This is a genomic window from Pyxidicoccus fallax, from assembly GCF_012933655.1.
Classification (GTDB): Bacteria; Myxococcota; Myxococcia; order Myxococcales; family Myxococcaceae; genus Myxococcus; species Myxococcus fallax.
Genome location: NZ_JABBJJ010000504.1, coordinates 1 through 6,589 on the forward strand (window position 1 = coordinate 1; position 6,589 = coordinate 6,589).

The window sequence follows — 6,589 nt, forward strand, 5'->3', positions numbered from 1 at the left end:
GGGTGCGGCGGATGAGCATGGGGCTCTGGTGCCAGTCATCACCGCGCGCCGTGTCCAGCGGGACGCGGAACTCGTTCCCCTTCCGCGGCGTGCCGTGGTCGAACCAGTCATGCACCATGAACTGAATCCACGCCGCCGCCATCAGGTTGAGGGAGCGGGCCGGAACGAATGTCTCGCGGGCCATCAGCTGGTTGCTGACGATGCGCGGGCTGGGCTCAAGCAGCCCGGGCTCGGCCTCCGGCCATGCGCGCTCCAGCGGGATGTTGCGTCCGAAGCGGGCGCCCACGCAGCCCATGCGGGGATTCGACACATCGTTGTACGTCCCATCGGGGCTGCGCCGCACCAATTGCTCCGGCGTCAGCGGCGGCGGCGCGGAGTGGGCCCGGGAGGGCAGCTTCGAGGTGTCGTGGAGGTTGTGCTCGCGCATCGTCCCGCGCAGGGCAATCAGGTTCAGCACGCCGAGCGGCCGTGGCAGCCGGTGCCAGGGAACCACGCGGTTGATGAGGGCGAAGACGCCGGAGAAGAGCCGGGCGAGGGGGCTTCTTCTCCAGCGCTTCTGCTCGGGCGCCTTCCGGCGGGTGAGGCGGATGCGCCGGAGCGCGCGGACGGGCAGCCGCGGGCCCGGGGTCTCGATGACGTGCTCCATGGCTTTCCTCCTTCAGGGCCCTGAAAGGACTGGCATTCCTGCCAGAACTTTCAGGGGATGCGTTGATCTAGGAATGAGGAAGGAAAGGTGGGATGGGCTGGATGGAGGGCCCCCACGTCCTCCAGTCAAACGTCGTGCTCAGGCGTTGATGCTGGCTTCGAGTTCCCGAGGGGTGACTCGCCAGGCAGCCCAGCCCTGCTGTCTCATGCCTTCCTCCAGGTGCTGGAGCTGTTCGCGGAAGGTACGCATGGCGCTCGCGCCCCTCACGTCGAGCGCCAGCCGGGAGAAGTCCTCCAGCAGCGGCGTGCGGTGCACGTTGAGGATGAAGTTGGTGTTGATGAGGCGCTGGTAGACATCCAGCGGCTCCCGTTGGCCATTGCGGTAGATGCGCACCGGCTGGACGTGCGTCCACACCTGGTAGTTCCAGAGGCAGGTGCCGAGGACCTCGTGCTCCACCGTCTCGAGGTAGATGAGCGCGGCCACCAGCCGGGCGGCGCTCTTCAGGGTGGGCTCCTCGCCGAGCAGCGCCAGCGTTCCCCGGGGGAGCATTCGGTCCAGCTCGGCCACCCAGCAGTGGAAGGCCTCGTCCCGGCGCAGGCTGTCATCCGAGTCGTAGTACAGGCGCAGGTAGCGCGAGGCGTGGGCGCGCATCACCTCGAAGAGCTCCCGGCGGTTCTCCAGCGTCGGCAGTTCCAGGCCGTTCTCCAGCAGCCCGCGCTGCCGCGCATCCAGCTCGGGGTCGAGCTGGGCGAGGTCGAACTCGTCGCGGGTGTCATCGAGCAGGCGGCACAGCGACGGATGCGTGAAGCTGAAGATGGACTCGAAGTCCCCCCGGGGAACGAGCTGGCTCTTGATGGTGAGCAGGTTGCTGTTCTGCGTGCCGTACACGTGGGGCCACAGCAGCCGCCTCAAGGGGTGGGCCGCCGGCAGACAGTTGCGCGTGGCGATGGCAATCGCATTGCCGCCAGTGAGGTGGATCCAATTGAGGTGGCGCACCAGCGACATGTGCGTGGTGGCCGCGCACAGCGCGAGCTTCCTCGCGAGCGGCCAGTCCTCGTCACCGGGCTTCGTGGTACCCAGCTCGTCGGACTCGATTCGCACGGCCCGCAGCCGCCGCTGGGACGCTTCCACGCGGAAGAGCACGCGCACCGCCAGCGAGCGGAGCCCCGCGTGATGCTCGTAGCGCCGGAACTGGCTGAAGTCCCAGTGGTACTCGTCTCCGGCGGTCCGCTCCAGGTAGCAATAGTAGGGGCTCGTCACGGCCAGCTTCCCCAGGTCGGGGTCGGGCGTGAACTCCATGGGCAGCCGGGGGCGCGGGAAGAGCCGCTCGTGGCGGCGGGTATAGGCCTCGCCCAGGGCCTTCTTCGGGTCATCGTCGATGGGGGGCAGGCCCTCCTCCATCGGCGGGAGCAGCCGCAGGAGTCTGCGCTGCACGTCCAGGACGGACTGCTGCATCCGCGTGCGCAGTGAGCGCTCATCCTCCGGGATGTGGTCCGCCAGCCAGACATTGGAGATGGGAATGTCGGGAATCAGCGATGAGAGTCTGACCAGCTCGAGCCTTCGCTTGGATTCCCTGGGAACTGGAACCTGGACGACCTTGTTGCTGCTGAACTTGCGAGTCGTCACCCAGTTCCAGAACTTCTTCTTGATGAGCCACATGTGTCCCCCCGTCTTGCCTGATAGATGTGGCCAGGCGGAGGGTGTGACGGTGGCGTTCAGGGAGACCTCTCCAGCGCCGCCTCATGCTCCAGCAGCGCGCGGGCCTCCACGAAGTCGGGGGAATCCCCGTACGGGTCGAGGCGGGCCAGGCGCTTCGTGAGGAGCCGCCGCGCGGGAATGGAAACGCCCAGGTCGAGGAGCAGGCGTGTCAGGCCCACCGCGGCGCGCAATTCGAACAGGCCCGAGCCCTGCCACCGGGCCACCGCGAGGGCGCGGAAGAAGCTGGCTTTCGCCTCGTCCGGCCTTCCCGCCATGCGCAGGAGCTCCCCCATCAGGCGGTGTAGCTCGGGCTCGAGGTTCCGCTCGCCCGTCTTCTCCGCCCATTGCAGCCCCCATCGGGCCGCCTCCAGGCCCGGCTCCACCTGCCCCAGCTTCAGGTGCAGCTCCGCGAGGATGGCGCTGTGGGGAGGCATTCCCGCCCGGACACCGCGTTCCTGCCACTCATCGAGGCTCCGCTCCAGGTCCTCCAGCAGCGCCTGCGACGGCTCGAGCTGCGCCCGTGCCCAGATCCGGATGAGGTTGGACCAGGACTTCCACAGCCAGTAGCCATGTTCGGTGGAGATGGCGTTGGCCCGGCTGGCCCACTCCAGGGCGGAGTCGGCCTCGCGGCGCATCTGGGCGCCCACCGCCAGGTACGTCAGGGCATACGCCGTGGAGTGCGGGTGGCCGATTTGCTCGGCCAGCTCCAGCGCTTCCCGGGCGCGCTGCCGGGCCAGCCGCGGCTGGCCCACCAATGAATAGACGATGGAGGCATGCGCCTGGGCCGAGGACAGCGGGTTGTTCCAGTGCCGCATCGTCAGCTCGCGGTGTTTCTCGAGGTCGAACTGCGAGCAGGCGATGGCGCGCTCGAAGTCCTCCAGGGACTCCCGCGGCCGGCCCTGGGAGTAGCTGACCGTCGCCATCATCCGGTAGCCCTGTGCGAGCAGGTCCACGTTGCCCTGCCGGTGCCCCAGCGTCAGGAGCCAGTCGGACAGCTCGCGCGCCCGCGCGTATTCCGCCCGCACGAAGTAGAAGGAGAAGATTCCCCAGTAGGCCAGCTCCAGCTGGGGAAGCACCTCGCCCAGCGGGTAGAACAGGTCGTGCACGCGGGCGAAGTTGCGCTCCACCTCCGGGGAGCGGTAGCCCTGCAGCTGGATGAGTGGAAGCCCCAGCGCCACGAGGATCTCCAGCTCCTCGCGCAGCCGCTGGTGGGCATCCGGCAGCCCGCGCAGCAGCTTGAGGGCGCGGGAGAGATAGCCCACCGCCTCCTGGTTCGCGGACTGGAGGCTGGCCTGCCGCCCGGCCTGTGCCCAGTAGCGGATGGCTGGCTCGATGAGCCCCGCCTCCGTGTAGTGGTGCGCGAGCACCTCGGGCCGCGCCCGCACCGTCTCGGGCGCATGCTCGGGCAGGGCCCTGGCGATGCGCAGGTGGTAGTCGCGCCTGCGGCCGCGTGAGAGGGATTGGTAGGCGGCCTCCTGGATGAGCGCATGCCGGAATTCATACCCATCCAGTCCCATCTCCCGGTGCGGCTGGAGCAGCCCCGCGTCCACCAGCCCGGGCAGGTCGCGCTGGAGCGTCACGCGGTCCTGGTCCACCAGGGCGGACAGCAGGGGCTTCGTGAAGCCCCGGCCCACCACGGAGCAGAGCTGGGCCAGCGACTTCTGCCGCGAGGGCAGCGTGTCCAGGCGGGCCTGCAACAGCTCGTGCAGGGTGGCGGGGATGGAGTGCGGCAGCGCGTCCGGGGAGAGGTCCCGGACGGGGGCCCGCTCCAGCACCAGCCGGGTCATCTCCTCGATGAAGAGGGGGATGCCATCCGTGGTCCGCACCAGCTGCTGGAGCAGCTCCGCCTCCATGCCCCGACCGCGCGCGACGTTCTTCACCAGATCAGAGGACTGCTCCGCCGGGAGGCGCTCCAGCTTGAGCGCATGCACCCAGGGGTAGTGGGGCCACGGCGACCGGAACTCCGGGCGCGCGCTGAGGACGATGAGCAGGCGCGCCTCCTCCAGGTGCCCCAGCAGCGAGCCCAGGAACTCCAGGTGCAGGGAGGTGGCCCAGTGCAGGTCCTCCACGGTGAGGAGCACGGGGCGCGCCGCGGTCATGTTCAGCACCAGGGTCCGCAGGGCTTCCAGCGCCCGTTCCTTGCTCCGCTCGGGGCTGACCAGCCGGAGCGGGGAGCCCTCGGGAAGCGGCAGGCCGGCGAGCACGCCGAGCAGCTGGGCCTGCTCCACCGACAAGCCCCGGCCGGTCAGCTCCGCTTCCAGCTCCCGCCGCTGCTCCTGGGGTGAGCCGCCAGCGTGAATGGGGACCGCGCCGCGCAGCAGCTCGATGACGAGGGAGTGGCCACGCGCGTTGAACCGGGGCCAGCACTGGACATGACGCCGCGTGGCCGCGCCGGGCGGCACGCGCGCGAGCAGCTCCTGGATGAGGCGGGACTTTCCGAGGCCCGCCTCGCCGCGGATGAGGATGGAGGCGCCCCGGCCGTCGCGGGCCTGCTCCCACAGCTCCAGCAGCCGCGCCAGCTCCCGCTCGCGTCCCACCAGCGAGGTGAGGCCACTGACGGCGTGCATCCGCTCGAACCGGGTGAGGGCCTCCGTCTCGCGCAGCACGCGGTGGAGCGCCAGCGGCACGCGTCCCACGAGCCCATCGAAGTCCCGGGTGCCGAGGGCTTCCGTCTCGAAACCGCCGTGCACCATCCGCCGGGTGGTCTCTCCGATGACGACCTCGCCCGGTCCGGCCTGGCGCGCGAGCCATGCCGTGAGCCCGGGGGCCTCGCCGTGCAGGTTGAAGCTCCCTTCCTGGGCGTCCGGTGGCCCTTCCCGCAGCGTGACCTTGTCCGTCTGGATGCCCACGCTCACCGCGAGGCTCGCGGGCAGATACGGGAAGGTGCGCCGCAGACGCTGGGGAAGCTCGCGGACGAGGCTCAGCCCCGCGAGCACCGCGCGCTCCGCGTCGCCCTCGCGCACCTGATGACAGCCGAAGCAGGCGAGCATCTCGCTCCCCACGTCCGCGGGCATGGCGCCGCCATACTGGCGGACAAGCTCGGCGCTGCCCTGCCGGAAGGCCAGCAGCACCTCGCCCACGTCCTCGGGGTCCAGCGGAGGGTCGAGCGTGCCCAGGCCCCGGAGCCGGCACGACACCAGCGTCACCTGACGGGGCAGGGGGGCGGCGCGGGGCGGCTGCACGGCCGCGGGTTCATCCGTGGGGCCGAGCCGGGTCCGCAGCCCGCGCAGCTCGTCGCGCAGCTCCTGGGCCGTCTGGAAGCGCCGGACGGGGTCCTTGGCGAGCGCCGTCGCCAGCAGGCTCTCCACCGCGCGGGGAAGCTCCGGGCGGAGCTCCCGCACCGAAGGCACCGGCTCGTCGGACGTTACCCTCGCGGCCAGTTCCTGGGTGTGGGCGCCCGGGTAGGGGAGCGTCCCGGTGAGCATCTCGTACAGCACCACGCCCGCGGCCCAGAGGTCGGTGCGCTCGTCCTGCGCCGCGCCCCGCCACTGCTCCGGGGCCATATAGGGCGGCGTGCCCGCGGTGGGCAGCCTCGGGAAGCTGGAGGTCTCGCGGACAACCAGGTGGGCCAGGCCGAAGTCGAGCAGCTTCGCCGTGCCCTTCGGAACGATGTAGACGTTGTTGGGCTTGAGGTCGCGGTGGATGATGGACCGCTCGTGGGCATGGGCCAGCCCCGCGAGGATGTCATCGAAGATCTCCAGCGCGCGCCGCAGTCCCGGACGGCCCCGCTCGAGTATCCGGGCCAGCGACTCTCCCTCCAGACACTCCATGACGAGGAAGGGGATGCTCGGCTCGCCCGGCCCGCTGACCCACTCGGACACGTCGAAGAGGCGGACGATGTTCTCGTGGTCCAGCCGGGCAATGGCGCGAGCCTCGTCCAACGCCAGCTCGGTGAGCCCCGCGTGGGGAGGCAGGAACTTGAGCGCCACCACGCGCTGAAGCTCCTCGTCCCAGGCCTGGAACACCTCGCCGGTGCCTCCGCGGCCCAGGTGCGCGCGAATCTGGAAGCGGCGGCCGTCCTTGCCACCCAGCCACTCTCCGGGCACCGGCAGGCGGACCTCCGGCTGCGTGTCCAGCACCGCCTGCAACAGGGAGTCGCCATAGTCGGAGCCCCCATCTCCCATGGAGGGCCACGAGGGCTCGCCGCCCTGGCTGGATTTGCTGCCCATGCTTCCCCCCAGGCCCGCCCCGACGAGGGGGCGTGGTGAAGTTAGGCATGCGTCGGGCTTGGGGCAGGGCTGGGAG

General features: G+C 70.4%; 3 protein-coding genes. All 3 read right to left on the bottom strand.

Features of this window, described 5'->3' with window-relative positions:
* Positions 1-646: peroxidase family protein (locus HG543_RS50165; protein ID WP_281404554.1), on the bottom strand; the 646-nt coding region annotated here is incomplete at its 3' end.
* Positions 647-784: 138 nt separating this feature from the next.
* A complete protein-coding gene (locus HG543_RS50170; RefSeq protein ID WP_169352086.1) occupies positions 785-2,305 on the bottom strand; it encodes a lipoxygenase family protein in 1,521 nt (506 codons plus the stop codon).
* Positions 2,306-2,361: 56 nt separating this feature from the next.
* Entirely contained in the window at positions 2,362-6,513 is a 4,152-nt protein-coding gene (locus tag HG543_RS50175) for a protein kinase domain-containing protein (RefSeq protein ID WP_169352087.1), read from the bottom strand.
* Positions 6,514-6,589 lie beyond the last annotated feature (76 nt).